Below are 23,830 nucleotides of genomic sequence, written 5' to 3'. Positions count from 1 at the left end.
CGTTATTGCTTGTTAATCTGCCAGTGGCCGTTTTTCTTGGGCCCGATAAATGTCAGCGCCCCTTGGGCTTTAAGCTTGGCGACGGCTCGCTCGACAGTGGACGGAGCCTTACCCAGCCGCTGCGCTACCTCAGCCAGACTGATCTGCGGATGCTGTTGCAGCAGACTCAGGATCTGTTCCGGGGTTTTGGGCGGTGTTTGTACCCGCATTTCCACCTGCGTTTCTACCCGCACTTTACCCTCTGATTGGGTATGGATGGCGTCTTGCAGGCTGTCTTCAATCGCTTGCAGCAAAAACTCAATCAAGGCGGCGCAATCGCTTTTCTGATCCGATTCGGTCAGCAACTGGTAATAAGTTTGCTGGCGATGTTTGATGACGGTTTCCACCGGCAGAAACGCCAGCATGGGTTGCCAGTGGCTTAAGATCAGGGTTTGCCACAAGCGCCCGATACGGCCATTGCCATCACCAAACGGATGGATAAATTCAAATTCGTAGTGAAAAGCGGCTGAGGCGATCAGCGGGTGGGCATCGGTGTGCGCTAACCAGTCGAACAGATCGGCCATCAGGCGCGGGATCTGACTGGCCGGTGGGGCCATATGCACTAGCTGTTCACCGCGATAAATACCCGCCCCTTTACTGCGCCAGTGACCGGCATCATCAATCAAGCCATGCAGCAACAAGGCGTGTGCAGCCAATAAATCGTCGATGTGATGCGGATACCACTGCTCCATCGCTTCATAAGCGGCAAAGGCGTTGCGCACCTCCTGGATCTCTTTGGGTAGCCCCAGCACGGTTTTGCCCTCTAACACGGCCGTGACCTGCTCCAGCGTCAGGGTGTTTTGCTCCACGGCCAGCGTGGCCTGAATGGTTTTGATGCGATTGCCACGGCGCAGCTCTGGCACCAGCCGGTTTTGGTTGGCCGCTTTCCACATGCCAATCAGTTCGCCGATACGGGCCACATGGCGCAGCATGGTGTGGGTGAGCTGAAACGGTGGTTGATAGGGCATGGCTAGACCACCTTAATCTTGCCAGTGACGGCACTATTAATCAGGGTGGTTTTGTATTCCTTTAGTTTTTCTATTTGACCTTTAAGGTGTTCAACCCCCTTATTAATCTTTCCTTTTTCAGACTCTATAAATTCAACGATTTTTTCTTGCTCATCAGAAGGTGGCAGCACCATAAACCTAGAGGCCAAATTATTAAATCTAATCCTGACTGCACGCTGCCTTACTGCATTGCAGATAACTTGAATGTATTTTGCCAATGCCATCTCACGAAGCAAATAGGCGAAATAGTATTGGGAGACATCTGCTCTAACAGGGTCACAAATTACGTATTCAGGAGTACACTTACCATCAGACTCAGATACTCCTATAGCACCTTCAAACGCATCCATTGAGTTTAGAACGAGCTGCCCCTTTCGAATACCCTGATACCCCCCCTCAATAATGGCTTCTGTGTAACCGTCTAATCGCCGATTTGAACGAAGAGTGACCTGCCCATCTCGATACGAAGTCACTACTCCATCTTCTTTCCGAACAGGGATTCGGCTTTGTGAAAACAAATTTTTAAATCGAATGACCTGCCAATGTTCTGGAATTTTTCCAATCCAATCAACACCGGAATCTTTCATCGGTACACAGGGGTCGAGGCCTTGAGTTGCTGCCTGCTGAATCAGGATCTGCTTGCGCTCTTTTAGCAGGCTAATTTGCTGCTCTTTAGTCGTAATCGCTTCATCTATTTGAGATAACTTTTTACTGAGAAAGCTAGCAATGGCTACTTGTTCAGTTGGCGAAGGCAATACAAGCCAAAAATTCTTGATTGCTGAAATTGAAACCCCACCGATCAAACCTGTCATTGAGTTAAAAAACTGACTTTTAAAAGTAACACTGCTTAAGTAGTAATAAAGGAAATGACTATCAATGCGTTTACTTGCCAAAAAACACGCCAGCTTATTAACAAAGCAAACCTCTTGATTGGTATATGCAATCTTCTTACCTGCGCTACCACCCTCAATACACATTAAAGTTGAGTTCGATGGGCAAACCTTATAGCTACTTCCTTTAGGAATACGTAGTCCATTCTGGTAGTTGATTTTTGAGTAATTTACATCTATATCCTTTGATGAAATATATGAGCGATGACTCTGGTCCTCAGATTCATACTTGGCTTTTTGTTTATCATTTAAACTATCACCATTAAAAACATCAGCGTAGTTCTTAATTTTTACGAGCCCCCATCCCTCTGGAACTTGCTCAATCCACTCGACCCCAGAGTTTTTATAGGTATCATATTTCGGCATGGCAGTTAGCGTCATCTGTATTGTCTCCTGCTTATGCCTGGGTATTGGGTGCAGTGAGCCCCAAAATCTGGGCAATCAAGCCATCGGCCTGCTGTTCCAGCGTCAGGATCTCCTGGGCGACTGTCTCGAGTGAACGCAGCGATTTATGGCGGTAGAAATATTTGTTAAAACTCACCTCATAGCCAATCTTGACCGACTCCATATTGAGCCAGGCCTCTGCCACATGGGGCTTGACCTCGTCAAGGAAGTACTGGTAGATACTCTGGGTAAGCGGCACCGATTCGCTATCGCGCAGATCGCTGCTGCTCTCATAGGTAACGAACTCGCCTTTTTTGCCCCCTTGTTCTGGCGGATAAGGGTAGTAACCAAAATCGGGCAGGTCGGCCTCTTCACAGCTGTAGAGCTCCAGCAGTTCACCCAGCTTGTCGGCACTGAGCTTCACCACCTTTTTCACCACCTTAGCGGCAGTTTCGTCATACCAGCTCACGGCATTGAACAGGGCATTTTTTTCTGTGACGGAGAGTTTGAGCTTTTGCGCCTTGAGCGTTGCCTCAACCTGGGCCTTAAACCGGTTGAAATCGTTAAACTCGGCTTCGCCGATCTCCCGCATCAGGGTATGCGCCGTGTCGAACAGGGTGCGGGCCGCGCACCAGAAAGTGCTGCTCTGCAGCTTCTCTTTGGCCTTGTTGTTCAGACTTATCTCATTTTTCTCGCACCACTCCAGGATCGGCTTGCTGTGGCGGGTCAGGCCCCCCTCCTGATAGACCTGCTCGCCATACTCAGCAAAGCAGTGTGCCATCACCTCGTGTAAGGATTTATCAAAACGCAGGGCGTTGAGACGTTCACTACTGAACTGGGCCTTGCGACGATCCGGGCGCTCTACTGTCACCTTGTAGTAACCAAAGTCCTCGTTTTTAAACACCTTGCTGGCGATGCCGACCGGATCGTTATTGCTATCCAGCTGGCGCTCTACATTGGCACAGGCGAGGCAAGTTTGGGTGATCTCCTCGATATGTTCGGGAGAGAGTTCGCAATTTTTTTCGCCCAGATTCTTGCGCAGCTTGCGATAGAGCAGGCTGGCATCGATAAGCTGCACCTTGCCTTGGCGAGAGGCAGGCTTGTGGTTGTTCAGCAACCAGATATAGGTGGTGATGCCGGTGTTATAAAACAGGTTGTTCGGCAGCTGGACAATCGCCTCGAGCATGTCGTTTTCGATAAGGTAGCGACGGATATTGCTCTCGCCACTGCCCGCATCGCCGGTAAACAGGCTGGAGCCGTTATGCACCGAGGCGATTCGGCTGCCCAGCGGGCTTACCGATGGGGATTTCATCTTGTTGACCATCTCCATCAGGAACAGCAGCTGACCATCGCTGGAGCGCGGGGTGGCATCACAGTCTTTGGGAGCGACCACACCCCAGTAATCGGCCAGTTTTACCTTGAAGCGGCTGTCGATCACCTCGTTGCCATCTTTGATGTGTTTTTGCTCTGAGGCCCAGCTTTTGCCGTAGGGTGGGTTGGAGAGCATAAAGTCAAAGCGCATATGGGAGAATTCATCGGTGGACAGGGTGGAGCCCACCTTAATGTTGGCCGGGTCATTGCCCCGGATCATCATGTCGGACTTACAAATCGCATAAGTCTCGTCGTTGATCTCCTTGCCATAGAGGTAAATATCACGGCTGACACCGGTAGCTGGGTACTTCTCTGCGATAAAGCCCTGGGATTCGGTCAGCATACCGCCGCTGCCACAGGCGGGGTCATAGATCGTCATGGTGAGCGGCAGTTGATCCTTGATAGGATCAAATACCAGGTGGGTCATCAGTTCGATCACCTCGCGCGGGGTGAAGTGTTCCCCGGCCTCCTCGTTGTTCTCTTCGTTGAATTTGCGGATTAGCTCTTCAAACACATACCCCATCCCAAGGTTGGTCAGCGCAGGCAGCTTGTTACCTTCCGGATCTTCAATATCGTTGGGGGTGAGGTTGATATAGGGGGAGACGAACTTCTCGATCACATCGAGCAGCACCTGCTTGTCAGCCATATGGCGGATCTGCGCCCTGAGGTTAAAGCAGTTGACGATCTCCGTGACGTTATCGCTGAAGCCGTTGAGGTATTCATTGACGTTTGCCAGCAGAATTTGCTGGTTGTTGGTGGCTGCGTTCAACAGGGATTTGAGCGTCCACTTGGAGATGTTGTAGAAGACATAGCCAGAGGCGGCCTTGAGCGGCTCTTCGTCCAGTTCAACTGCGTTCATCTCCTGCTGCTGGAAGCGGACCTCTTCCAGAACCGCTTCCTTGGTGGGTTCGAGCAGGGTATCCAGGCGGCGCAATACCACCATCGGCAAGATCACATCACGGTATTTGCCACGGACGTAAACGTCGCGCAGGCAGTCGTCGGCGATGTTCCAGATAAAAGAGACGAGTTTGTTATGAACACTGTGATCCATGTTGTTTTCCTGTCTCCGGGTTACCCCGGAATGCAAAAAGTGGGGCCTGAGGGATTCACCGCATACGCATGGCCCTTGGTTTTGCCGGATGATGGGAAGCGATAGCGGACTTCAGGTGGAGGAGTATCGCCAACCCTTTATCACGACGATCAAATCGGCATTGGCTCGTGATGGTTCGGGGAGATTGGCACAACCTCAAAGTGACGGTAAGTCTACCAGAAATGGCAGACCGATTGCAGGCATGCGGCCTTTAATTAACAGCAGAAAAAACAAGAGAAAATCACTTATTGGCACTCTTCTCGGCTGAGATGGTTATCATGGGTAATGCGAAAAGTCTGGTAAAACATATGACAGTGAGAACCTACCTCCTCTCGTTGCGACTTTTTTCGCCGCTTTTTCTTTTGGCACTCTGCCGACAGCATGATACAACAGGAATTTCCCCATGGATTTTGCCGACCAAGGAGTACCCCATGTTAGATCTGCGCAGCGATACCGTTACCCGCCCGAGCGAGGCTATGCGTCTGGCCATGTCACGCGCCGACGTCGGTGATGATGTCTACGGCGACGATCCCAGCGTCAACCGCCTGGAGCAGGAGGCCGCCGAGCTGAGCGGTAAAGCGGCGGCGCTGTTTCTGCCCAGCGGCACCCAGGCCAATCTGGTGGCACTGCTGAGCCACTGCCAGCGCGGTGATGAGTATATCGTCGGGCAGAAGGCCCATAACTACCTGTATGAGGCCGGTGGCGCGGCTGTGCTCGGCAGTATCCAGCCCCAGCCCATCGATGCCGCCGCAGATGGCACCCTGCCCCTGGATAACGTGGCAGCGGTGATAAAACCGGACGACTTCCATTTTGCCCGCAGCCGTCTGCTCAGTCTGGAAAACACCCATAACGGTAAGGTGCTGCCACTGGACTATCTGGCGCAGGCCTGGACATTCAGCCGTGAGAAGGGGCTGGCGCTACACATCGACGGCGCCCGCATCATGAACGCAGCGGTGGCCCTTGACGTGCCGCTGACGGCCCTGACCCAATACTGCGATACCCTGACTGTCTGTCTGTCCAAGGGGCTTGGGGCACCGGTCGGCTCCCTCCTGTGCGCCGATGCCGAGTTTATTCAGCGTGCACGTCGCTGGCGCAAGATGACCGGTGGCGCCATGCGTCAGGCCGGTATTCTGGCGGAGGCCGGGCGCTACGCCCTGCGCCATAACGTCGAACGCCTGCGCGACGACCACGCCAACGCCGCCTGGCTGGCGCAGGCCGTGCAGGAGTTAGGATTGACGCTGCTGCCTCCCGGCGCCCAGACCAACATGCTGTTCGTTCGCATGCCTGCCGACGAGGCCGCCGCACTCGGCCCCTGGATGCAGCGCCACGGCATCCTGATCAGCGCGGCAGCCACCACCCGCCTGGTGACACATCTGGATGTCAGCCGAGCCGATCTGGAACGGTTGATCGCCCTGTGGCACACCTTCCGTCAGGCGTATCGTCCGGCGAACGGCGCGGTGCCGGCCCCAACCCCTTACGGCTAATTGATTCCCTGCGAGGTGTGCATGCGCGGATTGCGTATTCTGGTATTAGGCGCCAGCGGCTACATCGGCCAACATCTGATCCCCCAACTGTGCGCCCAGGGGCATCATGTGCGCGCCGCTGCGCGCCGTATTCGCTGGCTGCAAGAGCGTAACTGGCCCGGCGTCGAATGTCAGTATGTCGATCTCTACCAGCCGCAGAGCCTGAGCACGGCGCTGGATGGCATCGATCTGGTCTACTATCTGGTGCATGCCATGAGGGACGGCGATGACTTCGTACGCGCCGAGCTCCAGGCGGCGCAAAACGTCAGCCGCGCGTTGAGCATCTCACGCGTCCAGCAGGTGATCTTTCTCGGGGCGCTGCAGCCACCCGACGATCCTTCACGTCACCTGGCCGCACGGCGTGAGACCGGCGAAATCCTACGCACCAGCGGAGTGCCGGTCACCGAGGTCCGCTCCGGGATCGTCATCGGACCCGGCTCCGCGGCCTTCGAGGTGATGCGTGACATGGTCTATAATCTGGCCATCCTGACGCCGCCGCTCTGGGTGCGCTCCAAAAGCGCGCCCATCGCGCTGGAGAACCTGCTGACCTACCTCTGCGCGCTGGCGAGTCTGCCGGACAGCGACAACCGGGTGTTCGAAGTCGCCGGCCCCGAATACATCAGCTATCAGACCATGTTCGAGCGCTTTATCCGCGTCAGCGGCAAGCGGCGCTGGATGATCCCGTTGCCGATCCCCACCCGGTTGATCTCGGTCTATTTCCTGCACCTGATCACCTCCGTTCCCACCAGCATCGCCCGCGCGCTGATCGAAGGGCTAAAGCACGATCTCCCGGCCGACGATGCGGCGATCACCCAGTTGATCCCGCAGACGCTGATCGGCTTTGATCGCGCGCTGAGCGACACTCTTGCCCGCGAGCGCGAGGTGGTCGACTGCGCCGATTGGGGCTACGACACCCAGGCGCTGGCCCGTTGGCGGCCGGGCTACGGTTTCTACCCTAAACAGGCGGGGTGCCAAATCGAGACCTCCGCCTCGCGCCGGGCGCTGTGGCATGTGGTACAACAGATCGGCGGCGACAATGGCTACTTCTTTGCCAACCCGCTGTGGCAGATCCGCGCCCGCCTTGACGATCTCACCGGCAACCGGATCACCTATGGCCGTCCGGCGCGCCAAACCTTGCAGATAGGCGATCTCATCGACGGCTGGAGAGTGATCGCCCTGCGGCCCGGGCATCAGTTGACCCTGCTGTTTGGGATGAAGGCACCGGGGCTGGGACGTCTCAGCTTCACCCTGGACGAGCACAACGGCCTACGCACACTGGACGTACGCGCCTGGTGGCATCCCGCCGGTTTTTCCGGCCTGCTGTACTGGTTTGCCATGATGCCAGCGCACCTGTTTATCTTTCGCGGCATGGCACGGCGCATCGTCGAGCTGGCCGAAGCCTGGGACGATGCCCAGCCGACGCCGGGCAGCGATAGCCGCAGCGCGACGCTTGACGGCACACCAGGCGCCTCTGAAGTGGCCAGGGGGGCGGGCAACGCCCCCGGTGAGTAAGTCAAGTGGATAGGCAGGCACAGACCCGGTAGCCGCCACTCCTGAGCCTGCTGTCGCAGGCGCGAAAGCAGGCTCACCGTTTTAGGTCATCCCCGTGATAAGCGAACGAGATAAATGCAGCAAGATGGCCACAGACGGGGGCATATAAGGCAGAACGACGCCTCACCGCACGCACCTATGGCCGCTCTAGCGATTGGGCGGGATCATCTACCGTGGTGTGGGCCATTTCTGGAAAGGATAAAAGAGTTTGTTCAACGTTTTCATGACGATTTGTATCCGTGCACTATTCAGTGTGTCCGTATGGGTCACTAGCCATAGCTCATAGTTACTGTTCGTTTCATCCGCATCCAGAAGCGCGACTAGATGATCTCTTTCCGCCATGAATGCCGGGAGAAAACCTACGCCGATCCCTTTCTTTATGGCATCTCTGAGCAATAGGCTGCTATCCGCTAAAAATGCGATGCGCGCATGTTCTAATGACAATCCGAACAACGTACTTGAACAGTGAGCCAGCATTGGCGCATAGATCACCACATCCCGATCATCCAGCGGCGAGGGGCCATCAGGATACCCATGTGTCTGCACATATTCGGCACTCGCATACAGCTTCATCGGAGAGGTCAATAGCTGCTTAGTCACCAGATCCGGCGTATTAGGTCGAATATTTCGAATAGCAATATCGACACCGCGGCGTGTCATATCACACAGCGCCGTACTCGCATCCAGTTTGATTCTAATTCCTGGTGCCAACATGCCTAACTCTTTTACTGCCGTAGTAATGAAGTCGACCGCGACTGAGTCGGTAGTAGAAATAACAACATCCCCACTTAACTGTTGGTCATAGTCCGTCACCTTTTTGACCAACAATGCTACGGCCCGTTCAACGTTCTCCGCCTCATCAACAGCACTATTCCCCACAGGGGTTAATTCATATCCTTTATTACTTCTTAGAAAAAGTTTACATTTAAGTTGATTCTCCAAAACTACGATTCGTCTCGCCACAGTCGCCTGATCAACAAATAAACGTGCGGCGGCTTTACGTAAAGTTTTCTCTCTGGCTAATGCCAATAAGTACTGCGTATCATCCCAATTCATAACATGCTGCAAACTTGTCTATGTATCACTACATTATTGCAGCATTAACACGCCATGTCTTCTTTTATAATGACGGATAAAACATTACTGTCTATGTCATTGATTCAGTGGCATAGACACCGCTATAGCCGAGGTAACCATCATCGTTTCTTCGCGCTATCCTCATTATGGAGTCAAATATGAAAGCAAATGATCTATATGGAACATGGCGTCTACGCTCTTTTAAACATACGGTTCTGGAGAGTGGCATCGAGAGTAATATTATGGGAAATCAGCCGCAGGGTGCGATTACCTTCACGCAGGATCATTGCGTCACCGTTATTATTACTGCTGAGCGCCAACATCAAATAGCAGAAAACGAAACTGATATCAGGGAAAAGTTACTGTATGAAAATATGATGGCCTATATGGGTAGGTTTGTACTGCATGACGACCTCTGCGACTTCTACATTGATATTGCTTGGAAACCCGCTTGGGTCGGCTTGCAGTTACAACGGAAAATTACGTTGCAAGATGATATATTAACCATTGATACCCTACCGCAGCTCGGTATCGATGGCAAGAGGATTACAGCCAAGCTGGTCTGGCAAAAACAGCCAACCCCATCCCTGTAAGATCAGACGATAAGGGTTCAGCCATGCTTACAACAAAAAATATGCCAGCCAATGCTGGGCTGGCAGCGTTTTCTGCTCAACAGAGAATCGCTTTCATATTAATCGTGTCCATATCTTTTTTGATGGGAATCAGCATCGACCTTTACGTACCATCGCTTCCCGCCATCTCACACTATTACCACTCCACCATTGCGAGTGTCGAGATCAGTATTAGCCTATACTTGTTAGGTTATGGTCTCGGGCAAACAGTATTGGGTATTTTATCCGATAGCTATGGCCGAAAAAAAATATTCATTTACTCCTCGCTGTGTTTTTTATTATCCAGTATCTTCTGTGTCCTATCAGACTCTAGCACCATGATGAACGGCTGGCGATTTGTGCAAGGTGTTGCGGTTGCAGGCTTAGCCTCTGGTATGAGGGCCATTATCGTCGACTTGTTTTCCGGCCTGACACTAAAGAAAATGGCTAACTATTTTGCGTTGAGTTGGGCATTAGGTCCTATCATCGCCCCCTGGATTGGCTCTAATCTGTCTCACTATTGTGGCTGGCAAGCTAACTTTTATTTATTTGCCGTTTATGGTGGGGTAATATTTCTGATTTGCCTATTTCTTTTCCGAGAATCCAATCACAACCCCAGCAGATTCGAACTTAGCTCTATCAAGAATAATTTCATTGAGATTATCAGAAACAAGAAATTCACTCTATTAAGTATTATCTATGGCTTAAGTTATAGCTCAGTCTTAGTTTTCAATACTGCTGGACCATATTTAATCGAAGTGGTCATGCACCATAGCGAGTTATTCTATGGCTATCTTGCCATGTTCTTAGGATTAGCATATTTTGTTGGCACAATTATTAATAGGTACCTTATCACAAAATTTGATAACGAAGCCATTCTCAAAGTGGGTGGGACCATGGCTCTCATCGTAGCCATATTGTTATGGCTTCTATTATCTTATGTGCCAAACATTTTTACCCTTATCATCCCCATATTTTTAATGTTTGTCTGTATTGGGCTTATTGTTCCTAACGCTATTGCCATTACCATGGTTATCTTTCCTGAAAAAGCAGGTTTTGCCACATCGCTGTGTGGTACTATCGTGGGATTGGTCGTTTTTTTAGTGACTTATCTCATCGGCCACGTCAAGATCTCTGCCCTGGAACTATCCCTGTGCTACTTCGCTCTTTTCCTGTTGCTCAATGTCATTAAACTGGCTGTCTATCATCAGAAAAACAGACCATCACCACCAGAGCATCTTCCCCCTTGCTAAGCGGCTAGCCATGACAGCACACGACCGCGATGTGAAGCCAAAGGTGCAACATCGCGGCCACGTCTGACGCCTCAATAGCCCCGTAACGCCCGGCACTCCCCTAGACCAGCCTTCTCGCGGCGTACCGCATTGCATCGCGTAGACGTGTCGTCGGAGACATCCGAACCCTTATCCATACTGCACTACACTTATATCGCCATAGCGCCTCATTCAGACACAGACGACAACAAATCTGCTGAGTAATCCGATTGCATGTCGGGCGGATTCACGGAAAAATGGCACCCTTATTACACAGTCGGAGCCGAATCGTGTTCCCGGCAGTCAGAACGGCCGCTAACTGGCCGCAACGAATGGCCTGATCAAAGCAGGCTCACGGTGGATAGGCAAGTATGAAAGTTTTAGTGACCGGTGCAACCAGCGGTCTCGGGCGTAATGCCGTTGAATATTTACGTCAGCGGGGGATCAGCGTCCGCGCCGCGGGGGATAATCTGGCCATGGGGCAGATGCTGCAGAAAATGGGGGCAGATTTTATCCACGCCGATCTGAGCAACTTGGTATCCGCGCAGGCAAAAGCGATGCTGAACGGCGTCGATACTCTGTGGCACTGCTCTGGATTCACCTCGCCATGGGGGGCGCAGGCGCTGTTTGAAGCCGCCAACGTACGGGCCACCCGCCGCCTGGGCGAATGGGCTGCTGCCTACGGCGTGGGTCAGTTTATCCATATTTCCTCCCCCGCCGTCTACTTTGACTATCGCCACCATCACGACATTAAAGAAGAGTTTACGCCTACGCGCTACGCCAACTACTATGCGCGCAGCAAGGCTACAGGCGAAGAGGTGATCCGCACCCTGGCGCTGGCCAACCCACAGACCCACTTTACCATTCTACGTCCGCAGGGACTGTTTGGTCCCCACGATAAAGTGTTGCTGCCCCGCCTGATGGGTACGATGAAAAAGCATGGCTATCTGCTGCTGCCGCACGGCGGCTCCACCCTGCTGGATATGACCTATGAAGAGAACGCGGTGCACGCTATGTGGCTGGCCACTCAGCACCCCGACACCGCCTCTGGACGGGTATATAACATCACCAACCACCAGCCGCAGACGCTGCGCCTGATGCTGCAGCAGCTGATCGATGAGCTGGGGATCGCCTGCCGCCTGCGCACGATCCCCTATCCGCTGCTGGATATTATCGCCCGCAGTATGGAAAAACTGAGCATGCGCAGCGCCAAAGAGCCGACGTTGACCCACTACGGCGCGGCCAAACTGAACTTTGATATGACGCTGGATACCGCCCGGGCACAGAGCGAGCTCGGCTATCAGCCTATCGTGACGCTGGAAGAAGGGATCGTGCGTACCGCCCGCTGGCTGCGCGACCATGGCCACCTGCAGCACCGCTGAGCGATTAACCGGCGGTGCCGTACTGCGCGATCAGCGCATCGACGATAGCAATGGTTTCCGCATCCGGTTCCCCGCGGAAATCCGTCGGGCGGAAGTGCATCTGAAACGCCGCAATGGCCCGGCGGGAAGCCACGTCATTAATGCCGCTGGGCACAATCTGATATCCCCACTGTGCCAGCCGCCGCTGTAGATAGGCGACGTCCGGCAGGTGTTGCCGATAGCGCTGCAGATAGACCCTGACCCGCGCTGCCTCCGGCCAGGCGCCGATCCCCTGCTGCGCCAACATCTGCCAGGGAAACAGCGGACCGGGATCCACCTTGCGCTGTGGCGCAATATCCATATGCCCGACCACATTCTGCGGCGCGATGGCGTAGCGTCGGACAATATCCTGTGCCAGCGCGCGGACGGCGGTCATCTGCTGAGGAGTAAAGGGATACCAGACAATACCGTACGGCGTACGCCGATAGCCTGGGTTTTCAATTTCAATACCGATCGAGTTATCGTTGAGGTGGGTCTGGCCACGCCAGTAGCTGACCCCGGCATGCCAGGCGCTACGCGACTCTGGCACCAGCTGCCACACCACCGGCCTGCCGTCCCGCTGCGGCGGCAGGCCGGGGACCAGATAGTGTGCGCTGACCTGTTTGCCCATCAGCACCCGCAAGGACGCCGGAAAATCCTCTGCGGTATAGTGCAGCACCAGATAGCGTACCCGGGGCTCGGCGCGCAGCGCGCGCTGGCTATCATCCACCCAATAGCCGCCGCGCTCGCGCAGCACCGGTGGCTGCTGGCAACCGACCAGCAGTAATAGCGCCAATAGGACAGACGTTTTTACCCTCATCGCTTCTCCTTGCGTATTCTCCACCGCAGATATTACCCACCGTGGCCTACGACGTCAGCCCCGCTGCTGATACCCTCCCTATCCACACAGGTGAGTATCGGCCCATATCACCGCCTGGATCCGATTTTTCACTGATATTTTCTTAAAAATATTATATACATGCGTTCTTACCGTATTTTTACTGATATACAGGATGCGCGAGATATCCAGATTACTGGCCCCCTGCTGCATCGCCTTCAGTACCTCCAGTTCACGCAGAGTCAGGCGAGGCGTGGGAGTCATATAGCCCGGCCCCTCCTCCTGCGCGGCCATCAACAGGGTTCGTAGCCGGCGGATCAGTGCCTGCTGATGCGTCTTGGCTGGAAAAACGGCAATGATATTCCCATGCTGGCACCACGCCAGCACCTCATCATAGGTACCCACGTTGATCAAAATAATTCGCGGGCCTACCCGCCGGTTAAATATAGCCTCAAGCCAACACGCTCGCTGCGTCGGATCACCATCAAGTAACATTGTATCAAATATAATCAGACTACAGTCACCCAATAAATAATTTGAATTTCTGGTTGCATCACACAGACAAATTGGCACACCAAGGTAATTATTAAGCACATCGACCAAAAGCATCGACTGTAGCGTGGGGTAGGTAATTAATGATAGTCCGTTTTTTTTCTTAAGTATGTTATGGCTGGTCGCCATCATGAAATCCTCTTCATGGAAACGCAGATGCTAATTTTTAACGATAAGGCCAAGCACTGACTAATAACCAATTGAAATATCATAACGTGTTCTAATTATAAAAAAGAAATATAAAGATGGCTCCACATCCACGCCCTCTACACAAACGATACATTACGCAATAAAAAACATATATTTCAATACATTATCACCGATATCACGCCGTTTTCCTCAGGAGGGAAAGGCCCATACAAGATAATGGAAGGAAGCCTGCCAGATAATTATTCAGCTGTAAAAATATCCTATCCTAATATTGCCACAATAAAAATCACTCATTCCGATAGAGTGATAATAAGTATGATGCTTATCATTTTAAATTAGATAACAATACCAGCAAATTAAAATACTATTTTTCCCGAGATAAATACGACTTTAGCATTAGTTACAAACTAAAAAACCAAGACAAAATAAAGAAGACAGAAAAAGCAATAGCCATTCAGTCGTGATTTTATTTTTTAACGATGAGAGTTCCCGCCCAGTGATACCCCCATCACACGGCGAAATACCCTCCATCCTAAAACAAGGAATTGTCATGAAGATCGGTATTATTTCCATAACGATATTAAGCGGACTTTTTATTTCATCTACGGCATTCTCCGCATCCGTCCCCTCAGGTCAACTGCGGATTCAGGGCGAAATCGTGGGCGCCTCCTGCACTATGCAAAACTCAGATCAGCTACTCCAGCTGCCGCTGGTCGGCGCCGATCAGTTTACTGACATCAATCCGGGTGAAATTTATACCGGTGCCTCCGCGCAGGCCGATATTAATATCCTCTGCAGCGGCTATGAGGGTGATACCCTGACGCTCAGCTTCGCCAATAGCAATATGACAGACAAAGGCGTGATCACCCCGACCAGCGGTGCCACCACCGGGGTCGGGTTTCAGCTGAAAATCGATAATACGCTGATCAATGGCTATAACACCCAGCATACGCTGACCGGCTCGGGCGGTAGCTATGTCCTGCCCATTACCGCCTACTACCACAAAATCGGCGACACCGTGGCCAAGGGCACAGTGAGCTCTGCCGTCACCTACACCATTACCCACGATTAACCTTAACCAGCGGGACTCCGCAGGGAGTCCCGGTTCCCAGTGGTGACCCCATGAAAAAAACTCTGCTCGCCCTGCTGTGCGCCATCGCTGCCTGGCCAGCTTGCGCCACCATCGTCATTTACGGCACCCGGGTTATCTACCCGGCCCAGCGCCAGGAGATTACCGTTCAGCTGGCTAACCGCGGTGACAAGCGCTCCCTGATCCAGGCCTGGATCGATGACGGAGATCCCAACGTCCCCCCTGAAGAGGTTAAGGCTCCCTTCCTGCTGACACCACCGATCGCGACCGTCACAGCCGGTAACGGTCAGCAGCTGCGGATTAGGGTGCTGCCCAACACCCTGCCGCAGGATCGTGAATCGCTGTTTTACCTCAACGTGATCGACATTCCGCCGGATAACCCGGCGCGCAGTGGTAACCTGCTTAAACTGGCGATGCAAAACCGCATCAAACTGTTCTACCGTCCCCAAGGGATCGCAGCGCTCGACGAAAAAACCGTCGGCCAGCTCTCCGCCCGCCGCGATGTGCAGGGTGTGACGCTGAATAACCGTTCGCCTAACCACATCACGATTACCGCGATCGGCACCGGTGAACGGGAGCAACTGCTAAAGGCAACCCTGATGCTGGCCCCCTTTTCCCAACGGCACATCGCCGTCTCCGCTCTGCCGGGCAGTATCTCCACGCTGAGCCTCTCCTATCTGAATGACTATGGCGTTAAACGCCAGCAGGCCATTCCCCTTAATTAATCGCAGCGAGTGAGAAACGGATGCTCAGGTTAAACGCCATTACCCTCTCCCTGGCCCTGCAGCCTCCCGCTGCCTGCGCCATGGCCAGCGCGACAGATACCTTCGATACCCATTTCCTTAAAGGCACGGCGAAAGACCGCCAGCCGGGCCGGATTACACTGGATCCCAATACACCCTACCCCGGCGAATATCCGTTGGATATCATGGTCAACGGTGAATGGCGCGGCGTGTATACATTGACCGTCCGCCAACAGCCCGACGATACCTGTCTGAACGGGTCACAGCTGCGCGGACTGGGCATTAAGCTTCCCGCAGCACCGAAGGATACGCGCTGTATCCCGCTGCGCCAGGCGCTGCACGGCGGTAGCTACCGCTTTAACACTGGCCTGCTGCAGCTGGATCTGACCGTTCCACAGGCCTTCGTGATCGGCAGGGAAAAAGGCTATATCGCTCCGGAAAGCTGGGATCGCGGCATCAACGCCATTTTCACCAGCTATAACGCCAGTTACTACTACAGCGACTATCGTGTCGGCGGCCACAGCAGCAATACCTATCTCAATCTTAACAGCGGGTTGAACCTGTTCGGCTGGCAGCTGCGCGCTGCCACCAGCTATAATCAGCACGATACCCAACGCGGCAGCTGGAGCAGCAACAGCGCCTATCTGCAACGCAGCTTTGCCCCGATCAACGGGATGCTGCGCGCCGGCGACATGTACAGCGCCTCCGATCTGTTTACCGGCGTGCGCTTTCACGGCGTCCGTCTGTATAGCGATCTGCGCATGCTGCCCAGCGCCAAGCAGAACTTCACCCCACTGGTGCGCGGCGTAGCCCAGAGCAACGCGCTGGTCACCGTCGAGCAAAACGATATCATCGTCTATCGCAAAGAGGTGCCGGCAGGGCCGTTCTCTATCGAAGATCTGCAGCTGGTCGGCGGCGGCGGCGATCTCAACGTCAGCGTGCAGGAGGCGGACGGGCGCATCACTCGCTTTATTGTTCCCTACTCCTCCCTGCCTAACATGCTGCAGCCGGGGATTGGCAAGTACGATCTGGCGCTGGGGAAAACCTATCTCAATAACATCAACGATCAGCGCAGCTTCTTTCAGGGCAGCTACCAGCACGGTATGAGCAGTCTGCTGACCCTCTATGGCGGCGCCCAGGCCAGCCAGGACTACTATGCCCTGCTGCTGGGCAACGCCCTTAACACAGCCATCGGCGCCTTCTCGCTGGATATCACCCACTCCACCAGCCGCCTGACGGATCGCGGCGAGCAACGCGGACAAAGCTACCAGATAGCCTACAACAAATACCTGACCGCCACGGCAACCCAGTTTTCGCTGGCCGCCTACCGCTACTCGTCACGCCACTACCGCACCCTGAGCGATCATCTCTATCTCAACGATAACTGCGGTAGCCCAACCAGTAACTGGGACTATTACCGCTACGATCCGGGCCGTAAGAATAGCTATGCCATCAACCTGAGCCAGACGCTGCCGCAGGGCTGGGGCTCCGTGTTCTTCTCCGGCACCTGGCGCGACTACTGGGACAACGGCGCCCGCCGTCAGGATTACCAGGTGAGCTACAGCAACGGCTGGCAACAGCTCAGCTATACCCTGGCCGCCAGCCAGACCTACGATCAGGGGCTGAACAGCGACCGCCGCATCTATCTCTACTTCACCCTGCCGCTGAGCTTTGGCGAGCCGCGGCGTACTCTTTATCTCTCAAATGCCACCACTTTTGATCGCGATGGCTACCAGTCCGGCAACACCTCCCTGAGTGGTTACGCCGGCGAATGGCAGCAGTTTAACTACAGCGTTAGCCTCAATAGCCAGCGCCAGGATCGCCTCACCGCGCTGGGCACCAACCTCAGCTATCGGGCCCGCTCTGCGACCCTGAACGCCAGCTACAGCCAGTCGCAGGATTACCGGCAGGCCAGCGCCGGCATCAGCGGTGGCGTGGTGGCCTATCGCGGTGGCATGCTGTTCAGCAACGCCCTGACGGACACCATGGCGATCGTCGATGCCCCGGGGCTGCGCGACGCCAGCGTCAATGGCTATGGCTATCACGCCACCAACGGCGCTGGTCAGGCGCTCTACGCCGCCCTGACCCCCTACCGCGAAAACAGCCTGCGTCTGACGCCGTCACCGCAGGACGCTACGGTGGAGCTGAAGGGGAACATGCAACAACGGGTGCCCTATGAGGGGGCCGTCGTGCTGGCACGCTTTGAGACCGATACACGTCAAAGCTTCTACTTCAAGGCGCGCCGCGCCGACGGAACTCCGCTTGGCTTCGGCTATCCGGTCAACGGCCCCGACGGAGAGACGGTGGGACTGGTCGGTCAGGGCAGCATGATCTCCCTGCGCAGTGACTCCCTGCCTGTACAGGTGACAGTACCGCTGGATCCGCAGGCGGATACCCGCTGCACCATTACCCTCTCAGCTGCCACGCTGAGCAGCCAAACCCACCTTTGCCGCTGAGTCTAATGAGGTTGCATCATGAAATATCACCGTTATTTTTTTACCGCGCTGTTACTGCTCAGCGGCCCTGCGTTCTCCTGGTGCAAGTTGGATAGCCCGGGCATAGAGAGCCAGCGAGGGCAGGTGCTGATGAGTAACCAGAATATGTTTCCCGGCGGGCAGCAGATGTCGGTGCCGCTGCCGTTATTCAGCAAGCAAACCCTATGCTCCGCCTATAGCAGTGAGCAAAACGAGGTACATCTCGGCACGCCCTACGAGCGGGGTGTCGTGGTCAAGTTCTATGACAATGTCTTTATCGATATCGCCATCCAGGCACCGCCCCTGGCGACCATCAAGCTACAGAAGGGCAACTATACGGCGGCACAGTTTCTCGATCGGCTCACCGTCACCGCCAGGCCGGTCGCCCCCACCCAGACCAAGCGGGTAGCCATAGACGGAGAGTATCTGTTGGAATCCGCGATGGTGATCAGCGCCGGCAGCGGTACCTCCGGCTCTCTGGGGGAGTTTCTCCGGCGCTTTATCACGTTTCTCTTTACCGGGAAATGGCCCGCATCGGAAAACGATCTGTACCAGGTGCACCTTAATCTGACGCTGGATTACAAAGCGACCACCTGCCAGTTTACTGACACCCTGATCAGGCTGCCGCCCCTCTCCATCAGTGACCTGACGCAAGGCGGTGCTGTCACCAGCGCGATTGCCAACCACTCACTGGTCGCACAATGCGACTCGCTCAGCGGTGATGACAGCAGAGCTCAGACCAACCGCACCCTACGGGTGACCCTGAGCAGCGACGCGCTGCTGCCGGAGAATCCCCGCGTCGTACTGCCACACTCGGGGACTGGCGGCGTCGGCTTTATACTGTACAACGAGCAGCAGCAGCCTATCACGCTGGGCGGCGCGGCGGCTCAGCCCAGCGTCATCCGGCTGATCCCCCAGTGGACGACGCTGCCCGAGCGTGGATTCAATATCCCCATCCACGCCGGTTACTATGTCTATAACCGCAGCCTGGCGCAGCCCGGCCCGCTGGAAGCCAACGTTACCATCAACATTGACTATGACTAAACGATAGTCGGGCGGCCTCAGACCGCCCGCGCCGCCTTAGCACACCCTTTTTCCCTGCGCCATCCGACGAACCATAACCCGATATCGTACTCTTTCTGAGCGGTCAGGGTACGCATTCTTAAATTTTAAACCACAAATATTGCATAGTTATTCTGATGAAGTTACTCTTTGCCTTATCAATTGCTATTCAGATTAAGCGCATGAGTATTCAGATTGACGGAATTAACTGCTACTACGGCGCACACCAGGCGCTGTTTGATATTACCCTGGCATGCCCGGCCGGCGAGACGCTGGTCCTGCTTGGGCCGAGTGGCGCAGGAAAAAGCTCCCTGCTACGGGTGCTAAACCTGCTGGAGATGCCACGCTCCGGCGCCCTGAATATCGCCGGCCACCAGTTTGACTTTCGCCAGCCGCCGGGGGAAAAGGCTATCCGCGATCTGCGTCGTAACGTCGGCATGGTATTCCAGCAGTACAACCTGTGGCCGCACCTGACAGTGATGCAAAATCTGATCGAGGCGCCTTGCCGGGTGCTGGGGCTGTCAAAAGAGGCGGCGCTGGCGCGGGCCGACAAACTGCTGCAGCGCCTGCGTCTGGGCAAGTTCGTGGCACGCTATCCACTGCACCTCTCCGGCGGTCAGCAACAGCGTGTCGCCATCGCCCGCGCGCTGATGATGGAGCCACAGGTGCTGCTGTTCGACGAGCCGACCGCCGCGCTGGATCCAGAGATCACCGCACAGATCGTCAGCATTATTCGAGAGCTTGCCGAAACCGGGATCACCCAGGTGATCGTGACCCACGAAGTGGAGGTCGCGCGCAAGACTGCCAGCCGCGTTGTCTATATGGAGCAGGGGCGCATTATTGAGCAGGGCGATGACAGCCACTTTAGTGATCCGCAGACCAGTGAGTTTGCCGGATATCTGTCCCACTGATGGCCACGAGGCCAAGGGTAACCCGTTGGAGTCTGCGATGAAAAAAATCATAATTGCTGCGATATTAACCGGTATCAGCGTCTCTGCCACGGCGGCACAAACCATCCGTTTTGCCGCCGAAGCCTCATATCCGCCATTCGAGTTTATGGATGCACAGAATAAAATGCAGGGATTCGACGTCGATCTGGCCAACGCCATCTGCCAGCAGATGAAGGCCACCTGTACCTTCAGCAACCAGTCCTTTGACAGTCTGATCCCCAGTCTGCGGTTCAAACGTATCGATGCGGTGATCTCCAGCATGGATATCACGCCAGAACGGCAGAAACAGGTCGACTTCTCCCAGCCCTACTATGACAATTCCGCACTGTTCATCGCCGAAAAAGGCAAGGTTGCCGACGTAGCCGCGCTGAAGGGCAAGCGCGTCGGGATCCAGAACGGCACCACCCATCAAAAATACCTGATGGATAAACACCCCGAGCTGACGCCGGTGCCCTATGACAGCTATCAGAACGCCATCCTCGATCTGAAGAATGGCCGTATCGATGCGGTATTCGGTGACACGGCAGTGGTCAATGAGTGGATGAAGCAAAACCCCAATCTGGCGCCGGTCGGTACCAAGGTCACCGATGCCGACTACTTCGGTACCGGGCTGGGGATCGCCGTGCGCAAGGGCAATGGCCCGCTGCTGGAGCAGTTCAACGCGGCGCTGAACCAGCTCAAACAGGATGGCCAGTATCAGACTATCTATGACAAGTGGTTCCAGAAATAACCCCCGGGAACACCAGTAGGGCCTCTCTCCGTAGGCGTTATGGTTAGGATCATCCAGGCGGCGCGGGTCGCCTGATGGGATAGGCGTCAGAAAATGATTGAATTGACCCCCTTATTACATGCCGCCGGCATCACTGTCGGTCTGGCTCTCTGCGCCCTGCTGCTCGGCCTGGTGTTCGCCATGCTGTTCGCCGTCTGGGAATCCGTCCGCTGTCGTCCGATGGCGCTGCTGGGCACCGCCTGGGTCACTCTGCTACGCGGACTGCCGGAGATACTGGTGGTACTGTTCATCTACTTCGGCTCGGCCCAAATGCTGCTGTGGCTCTCCGACGGCATCGGCCTGAACCTGGGCTTTACCACGCTGCGACTGCAGCTGAATATCGAGAATTTCGAAGTCAGCCCGTTCCTGTGCGGCGTGCTGGCGCTGGCGCTGCTCTACGCCGCCTATGGCTCGCAGACCCTGCGCGGTGCGCTGAAGGCCGTACCGCAAGGGCAACGTGAGGCCGGAATGGCACTGGGGCTGAGTAACAGCCAGATATTCTTCCGCCTGGTGATGCCGCAGATGTGGCGCCACGCCCTGCCGGGGCTGGGCAACCAGTGGCTGGTGCTGCTCAAGGATACCGCGCTGGTTTCGCTGATCAGCGTCAACGATCTGATGCTACAGACCAAGAGCATCGCCACCCGAACCCAGGAGCCCTTCACCTGGTACTGCATCGCGGCGGCGATCTACCTGGTGATCACCCTGTTCAGCCAATACGTTCTCAAGCGTATTGAGCTGCGTACCACCCGCTTTGAACGGAGTGCCGCATGATGTTGAGCTATATTCCGGATCTGCTGCAGGGGCTGCATACCAGCCTGTCGCTCACCGTGGTCTCCCTGCTGGTCGCCCTGGCGCTGGCGCTGTGCTTTACCGTGATCCTGACCCTGCGGCCGCTGATCCTGACGCCGCTGGTGCAGGGTTACATCACTCTGTTTACCGGCACTCCGCTGCTGGTGCAGATTTTCCTGATCTACTACGGCCCCGGGCAGTTTGCCTGGATCCGTGATACACCCTGGCTGTGGAGTGCCCTATCTCAGCCCTGGCTGTGCGCCATGCTGGCGCTGGCGCTCAACAGCGCCGCCTACAGCACCCAGCTGTTTTATGGCGCGATGCGCGCCATTCCCAACGGCCAGTGGCAATCCTGCGCGGCGCTGGGCATGTCCAAGGCCCAAACCCTGCGGATTCTGCTGCCCTATGCCTTTAAGCGCGCGCTCTCCTCTTACTCCAACGAGGTGGTGCTGATCTTTAAGAGCACGTCGCTGGCCTACACCATCACCCTGATGGAGGTGATGGGCTATGCCCAGCAGCTGTATGGGCGCACCTACGACGTGATGGTATTCGGCGCCGCCGGCCTGGTCTACCTGTGCGTCAACGGCCTATTGACGCTGATGATGCGCATGATTGAGCGCCGGGCGCTGGCATTTGAGCAACGTAGTTAAACGGTTCAATGTCTTGAAAGGTCGGTTATCCACGGCCTTTTTTTACACCTGACAAGAAATACAGAAAATATATTTACCCACTTCTATTGCATAATAATGCACTCGGTGGCACATTCAACTCCAGCCCCGTCTGTGCCATCGCGCCGATCGTTTCCGGCACGCGCCCAAGGCAGAGGGGAATCGACAGACGCCCTCTATCCTTATCGGGATTAGCCTTGTACAGGAGTTAAGCATGAAGAAGTTACTGGCCTGCGCCATCGTTGTCGCCTGCAGTTTCAGCGCCCAGGCGGCAGAGAATATCCGCTTCGCCTCATCGGCCACCTACCCGCCGTTCGAATCCCTGGATGCCAGCAACAACATCGTCGGCTTCGACATCGATCTGGCCAAGGCGCTGTGCCAGGAGATGAAGGCGAACTGCACCTTCAACAACCAGGCGTTTGACAGCCTGATCACGGCGCTGAAGTTCAAACGCTACGACGCCGTTATCTCCGGCATGGACATCACCCCGGAGCGACAGAGGCAGGTGGCGTTCACCCAGCCTTACTACGCCAACTCGGCGATCATCATCGCGCAGAAAGGCAAATATCACTCGATAGCCGATATGAAGGGGCTGCGGGTCGGCATGGAAAACGGGACCACTCACCAGAAGTACCTGCAGGATAAACATCCGGAGATCAAGCCGGTGGCCTATGACAGCTACCAGAATGCGATTCTGGATCTGAAAAACGGGCGTATTGATGGCGTCTTCGGCGATACCGCGGTGGTCAATGAGTGGCTGAAAAACAATCCGCAGCTGGCGGCGGTCGGCGAGTATGTCACCGATCCGCAGTACTTTGGCATCGGGCTGGGCATCGCGGTGCGCCCGGACAACCAGGCGCTGCTACATCAGCTGAATCAGGCGCTGGCCGCCATCAAGGCGAACGGCACCTATCAGAAGATCAGCGACAAGTGGTTCCCGGCGTCCTGAATGCATCCGGTTGGCGCTCCGGGCGCGATTTGTTAGCATGTCGCCTCCGCCCGTCGGCGCCACGCCACGCTTCAGGATACGCTATGGACTATGACCACTATGACTCCCCCCTCGGCCCACTGCTGATGGCCGCCGATGGCGGCGGCCTGAGCCAGCTATGGCTGCCCAATGAGGTGATCGCGCGAGTGATCCCCACCGACTGGCGCCGCTGCGGCGCACATCCCCTGCTGCGGCGCACCCGCGCCCTGCTCGATGCCTACTTCGCCAAAGAGCGTCCCTGCTGGCAGGATCTGCCACTGACGCCGCAGGGCACCGCCTTTCAGCGACAGGTATGGCAGCAGCTGAGCGAGGTTCCCTATGGCCAGTGCAGCCACTATGGTGAACTCGCCCGGCGGTTGGACAATCCGCGCGCCGTGCGGGCGGTCGGCGGCGCCGTCGGGCGTAATCCGATCGCCATTCTGATCCCCTGCCATCGCATTCTTGGCAAGGGCGGTAACCTGACCGGCTACAGCGGCGGACTGGCCATCAAACGGGCCCTGCTGGCGCTGGAAGGGATCCCCTACCGCCCCTGACGTTCGGCGG

The 23,830-nt window shown here is 55.4% G+C and carries 21 protein-coding genes; 15 read left to right on the top strand and 6 right to left on the bottom strand.

What is annotated here, in order from left to right; genetic code table 11:
* Positions 1-2 precede the first annotated feature (2 nt).
* From EIEH_RS13620 to EIEH_RS13610, 3 genes are read right to left on the bottom strand one after another with little or no spacing between them, the layout of a single operon-like run.
* Positions 3-1,007 carry a Fic family protein gene (locus tag EIEH_RS13620; RefSeq protein ID WP_015871785.1) on the bottom strand — a complete coding sequence of 335 codons (1,005 nt, stop codon included), beginning with the start codon at positions 1,005-1,007 and terminating at the stop codon, positions 3-5.
* 2 nt (positions 1,008-1,009) lie between these two features.
* Positions 1,010-2,317 (bottom strand): restriction endonuclease subunit S, encoded by a 1,308-nt coding sequence (locus tag EIEH_RS13615; protein WP_015871786.1) that lies wholly within the window; start codon positions 2,315-2,317, stop codon positions 1,010-1,012.
* A gap of 16 nt (positions 2,318-2,333) precedes the next feature.
* Positions 2,334-4,742, bottom strand: a complete 2,409-nt coding sequence (locus EIEH_RS13610; protein ID WP_015871787.1) for a type I restriction-modification system subunit M — start codon at positions 4,740-4,742, stop codon at positions 2,334-2,336.
* A gap of 470 nt (positions 4,743-5,212) precedes the next feature.
* Between EIEH_RS13610 and ltaE the strand changes: the two genes are divergently transcribed.
* Positions 5,213-6,265, top strand: coding sequence for a low-specificity L-threonine aldolase (gene ltaE / locus EIEH_RS13605; RefSeq protein ID WP_035609920.1), 1,053 nt, complete (start codon positions 5,213-5,215; stop codon positions 6,263-6,265).
* 21 nt (positions 6,266-6,286) lie between these two features.
* Entirely contained in the window at positions 6,287-7,816 is a 1,530-nt protein-coding gene (locus EIEH_RS13600) for a DUF2867 domain-containing protein (protein WP_015871789.1), read from the top strand.
* Positions 7,817-8,023: 207 nt separating this feature from the next.
* Here the strand turns inward: EIEH_RS13600 and EIEH_RS13595 are convergent, their stop codons facing one another.
* Positions 8,024-8,911: a LysR family transcriptional regulator gene (locus EIEH_RS13595; protein ID WP_015871790.1), complete on the bottom strand. Its 888-nt coding sequence runs from the start codon at positions 8,909-8,911 to the stop codon at positions 8,024-8,026.
* 179 nt (positions 8,912-9,090) lie between these two features.
* Here EIEH_RS13595 and EIEH_RS13590 point away from each other — a divergent pair, with 179 nt between their 5' ends.
* The 3 genes from EIEH_RS13590 to EIEH_RS13580 all read left to right on the top strand — a co-directional run bounded on the left by EIEH_RS13590 (position 9,091) and on the right by EIEH_RS13580 (position 12,196).
* Positions 9,091-9,525, top strand: coding sequence for a lipocalin-like domain-containing protein (locus EIEH_RS13590; RefSeq protein ID WP_015871791.1), 435 nt, complete (start codon positions 9,091-9,093; stop codon positions 9,523-9,525).
* Positions 9,526-9,548: 23 nt separating this feature from the next.
* Positions 9,549-10,796, top strand: coding sequence for a multidrug effflux MFS transporter (locus EIEH_RS13585; protein ID WP_198077112.1), 1,248 nt, complete (start codon positions 9,549-9,551; stop codon positions 10,794-10,796).
* 389 nt (positions 10,797-11,185) lie between these two features.
* Positions 11,186-12,196 (top strand): NAD-dependent epimerase/dehydratase family protein, encoded by a 1,011-nt coding sequence (locus tag EIEH_RS13580; protein ID WP_015871793.1) that lies wholly within the window; start codon positions 11,186-11,188, stop codon positions 12,194-12,196.
* Between the two features lie 4 nt (positions 12,197-12,200).
* Here EIEH_RS13580 and EIEH_RS13575 read toward each other — a convergent pair whose 3' ends face one another.
* Positions 12,201-13,034 (bottom strand): N-acetylmuramoyl-L-alanine amidase, encoded by an 834-nt coding sequence (locus EIEH_RS13575; RefSeq protein WP_015871794.1) that lies wholly within the window; start codon positions 13,032-13,034, stop codon positions 12,201-12,203.
* A 78-nt stretch (positions 13,035-13,112) separates the two neighbouring features.
* Complete coding sequence (locus EIEH_RS13570; RefSeq protein ID WP_035609916.1) at positions 13,113-13,736, bottom strand: LuxR C-terminal-related transcriptional regulator; 624 nt, start codon at positions 13,734-13,736, stop codon at positions 13,113-13,115.
* Positions 13,737-14,430: 694 nt separating this feature from the next.
* Between EIEH_RS13570 and EIEH_RS13565 the strand changes: the two genes are divergently transcribed.
* The 10 genes from EIEH_RS13565 (at position 14,431) to EIEH_RS13520 (ending at position 23,820) form a co-directional block, all read left to right on the top strand.
* The gene (locus EIEH_RS13565; protein WP_226092346.1) at positions 14,431-14,826 is read left to right on the top strand and encodes a fimbrial protein; all 396 of its coding nucleotides are present in this window, start codon (positions 14,431-14,433) and stop codon (positions 14,824-14,826) included.
* 50 nt (positions 14,827-14,876) lie between these two features.
* A complete protein-coding gene (locus tag EIEH_RS13560) occupies positions 14,877-15,569 on the top strand; it encodes a fimbria/pilus periplasmic chaperone (protein WP_015871797.1) in 693 nt (230 codons plus the stop codon).
* Positions 15,570-15,589: 20 nt separating this feature from the next.
* On the top strand, positions 15,590-18,043 hold the full coding sequence (locus EIEH_RS13555) for a fimbrial biogenesis outer membrane usher protein (RefSeq protein ID WP_015871798.1): 2,454 nt from the start codon (positions 15,590-15,592) through the stop codon (positions 18,041-18,043).
* A gap of 18 nt (positions 18,044-18,061) precedes the next feature.
* Entirely contained in the window at positions 18,062-19,105 is a 1,044-nt protein-coding gene (locus tag EIEH_RS13550; protein ID WP_015871799.1) for a fimbrial protein, read from the top strand.
* A gap of 200 nt (positions 19,106-19,305) precedes the next feature.
* Complete coding sequence (gene artP / locus EIEH_RS13545) at positions 19,306-20,034, top strand: arginine ABC transporter ATP-binding protein ArtP (protein WP_035609913.1); 729 nt, start codon at positions 19,306-19,308, stop codon at positions 20,032-20,034.
* Positions 20,035-20,071: 37 nt separating this feature from the next.
* The gene (artJ, locus tag EIEH_RS13540; RefSeq protein WP_015871801.1) at positions 20,072-20,803 is read left to right on the top strand and encodes an arginine ABC transporter substrate-binding protein; all 732 of its coding nucleotides are present in this window, start codon (positions 20,072-20,074) and stop codon (positions 20,801-20,803) included.
* A 93-nt stretch (positions 20,804-20,896) separates the two neighbouring features.
* Complete coding sequence (artQ, locus tag EIEH_RS13535) at positions 20,897-21,613, top strand: arginine ABC transporter permease ArtQ (RefSeq protein WP_015871802.1); 717 nt, start codon at positions 20,897-20,899, stop codon at positions 21,611-21,613.
* Positions 21,613-22,281 (top strand): arginine ABC transporter permease ArtM, encoded by a 669-nt coding sequence (gene artM / locus EIEH_RS13530; protein ID WP_012849063.1) that lies wholly within the window; start codon positions 21,613-21,615, stop codon positions 22,279-22,281. The genes artQ and artM overlap by 1 nt, the downstream gene beginning before the upstream one ends.
* Before the next feature lie 232 nt (positions 22,282-22,513).
* Positions 22,514-23,248, top strand: a complete 735-nt coding sequence (locus EIEH_RS13525) for an arginine ABC transporter substrate-binding protein (protein WP_015871803.1) — start codon at positions 22,514-22,516, stop codon at positions 23,246-23,248.
* Positions 23,249-23,331: 83 nt separating this feature from the next.
* On the top strand, positions 23,332-23,820 hold the full coding sequence (locus tag EIEH_RS13520) for a methylated-DNA--[protein]-cysteine S-methyltransferase (RefSeq protein ID WP_015871804.1): 489 nt from the start codon (positions 23,332-23,334) through the stop codon (positions 23,818-23,820).
* The last annotated feature ends 10 nt before the right edge of the window (positions 23,821-23,830 follow it).

Source organism: Edwardsiella ictaluri ATCC 33202 (genome assembly GCF_000264785.1).
GTDB lineage: Bacteria > Pseudomonadota > Gammaproteobacteria > Enterobacterales > Enterobacteriaceae > Edwardsiella > Edwardsiella ictaluri.
This window is presented reverse-complemented; position numbering and strand designations above follow the sequence as displayed.

What these genes read in the sequence shown, in the direction of transcription:
- EIEH_RS13585 (WP_198077112.1), top strand. Translation starts at nt 9,549, where the DNA reads ATGCTTACAACAAAAAATATGCCAGCCAATGCTGGGCTGGCAGCGTTT.
- EIEH_RS13600 (WP_015871789.1), top strand. Translation starts at nt 6,287, where the DNA reads ATGCGCGGATTGCGTATTCTGGTATTAGGCGCCAGCGGCTACATCGGC.
- ltaE (WP_035609920.1), top strand. Translation starts at nt 5,213, where the DNA reads ATGTTAGATCTGCGCAGCGATACCGTTACCCGCCCGAGCGAGGCTATG.
- EIEH_RS13590 (WP_015871791.1), top strand. Translation starts at nt 9,091, where the DNA reads ATGAAAGCAAATGATCTATATGGAACATGGCGTCTACGCTCTTTTAAA.
- artP (WP_035609913.1), top strand. Translation starts at nt 19,306, where the DNA reads ATGAGTATTCAGATTGACGGAATTAACTGCTACTACGGCGCACACCAG.
- EIEH_RS13595 (WP_015871790.1), bottom strand. Translation starts at nt 8,911, where the DNA reads ATGAATTGGGATGATACGCAGTACTTATTGGCATTAGCCAGAGAGAAA.
- EIEH_RS13575 (WP_015871794.1), bottom strand. Translation starts at nt 13,034, where the DNA reads ATGAGGGTAAAAACGTCTGTCCTATTGGCGCTATTACTGCTGGTCGGT.
- artM (WP_012849063.1), top strand. Translation starts at nt 21,613, where the DNA reads ATGTTGAGCTATATTCCGGATCTGCTGCAGGGGCTGCATACCAGCCTG.
- EIEH_RS13555 (WP_015871798.1), top strand. Translation starts at nt 15,590, where the DNA reads ATGCTCAGGTTAAACGCCATTACCCTCTCCCTGGCCCTGCAGCCTCCC.
- EIEH_RS13525 (WP_015871803.1), top strand. Translation starts at nt 22,514, where the DNA reads ATGAAGAAGTTACTGGCCTGCGCCATCGTTGTCGCCTGCAGTTTCAGC.
- artJ (WP_015871801.1), top strand. Translation starts at nt 20,072, where the DNA reads ATGAAAAAAATCATAATTGCTGCGATATTAACCGGTATCAGCGTCTCT.
- EIEH_RS13550 (WP_015871799.1), top strand. Translation starts at nt 18,062, where the DNA reads ATGAAATATCACCGTTATTTTTTTACCGCGCTGTTACTGCTCAGCGGC.
- EIEH_RS13520 (WP_015871804.1), top strand. Translation starts at nt 23,332, where the DNA reads ATGGACTATGACCACTATGACTCCCCCCTCGGCCCACTGCTGATGGCC.
- EIEH_RS13620 (WP_015871785.1), bottom strand. Translation starts at nt 1,007, where the DNA reads ATGCCCTATCAACCACCGTTTCAGCTCACCCACACCATGCTGCGCCAT.
- EIEH_RS13615 (WP_015871786.1), bottom strand. Translation starts at nt 2,317, where the DNA reads ATGACGCTAACTGCCATGCCGAAATATGATACCTATAAAAACTCTGGG.
- EIEH_RS13565 (WP_226092346.1), top strand. Translation starts at nt 14,431, where the DNA reads ATGCAAAACTCAGATCAGCTACTCCAGCTGCCGCTGGTCGGCGCCGAT.
- EIEH_RS13610 (WP_015871787.1), bottom strand. Translation starts at nt 4,742, where the DNA reads ATGGATCACAGTGTTCATAACAAACTCGTCTCTTTTATCTGGAACATC.
- EIEH_RS13580 (WP_015871793.1), top strand. Translation starts at nt 11,186, where the DNA reads ATGAAAGTTTTAGTGACCGGTGCAACCAGCGGTCTCGGGCGTAATGCC.
- artQ (WP_015871802.1), top strand. Translation starts at nt 20,897, where the DNA reads ATGATTGAATTGACCCCCTTATTACATGCCGCCGGCATCACTGTCGGT.
- EIEH_RS13560 (WP_015871797.1), top strand. Translation starts at nt 14,877, where the DNA reads ATGAAAAAAACTCTGCTCGCCCTGCTGTGCGCCATCGCTGCCTGGCCA.
- EIEH_RS13570 (WP_035609916.1), bottom strand. Translation starts at nt 13,736, where the DNA reads ATGATGGCGACCAGCCATAACATACTTAAGAAAAAAAACGGACTATCA.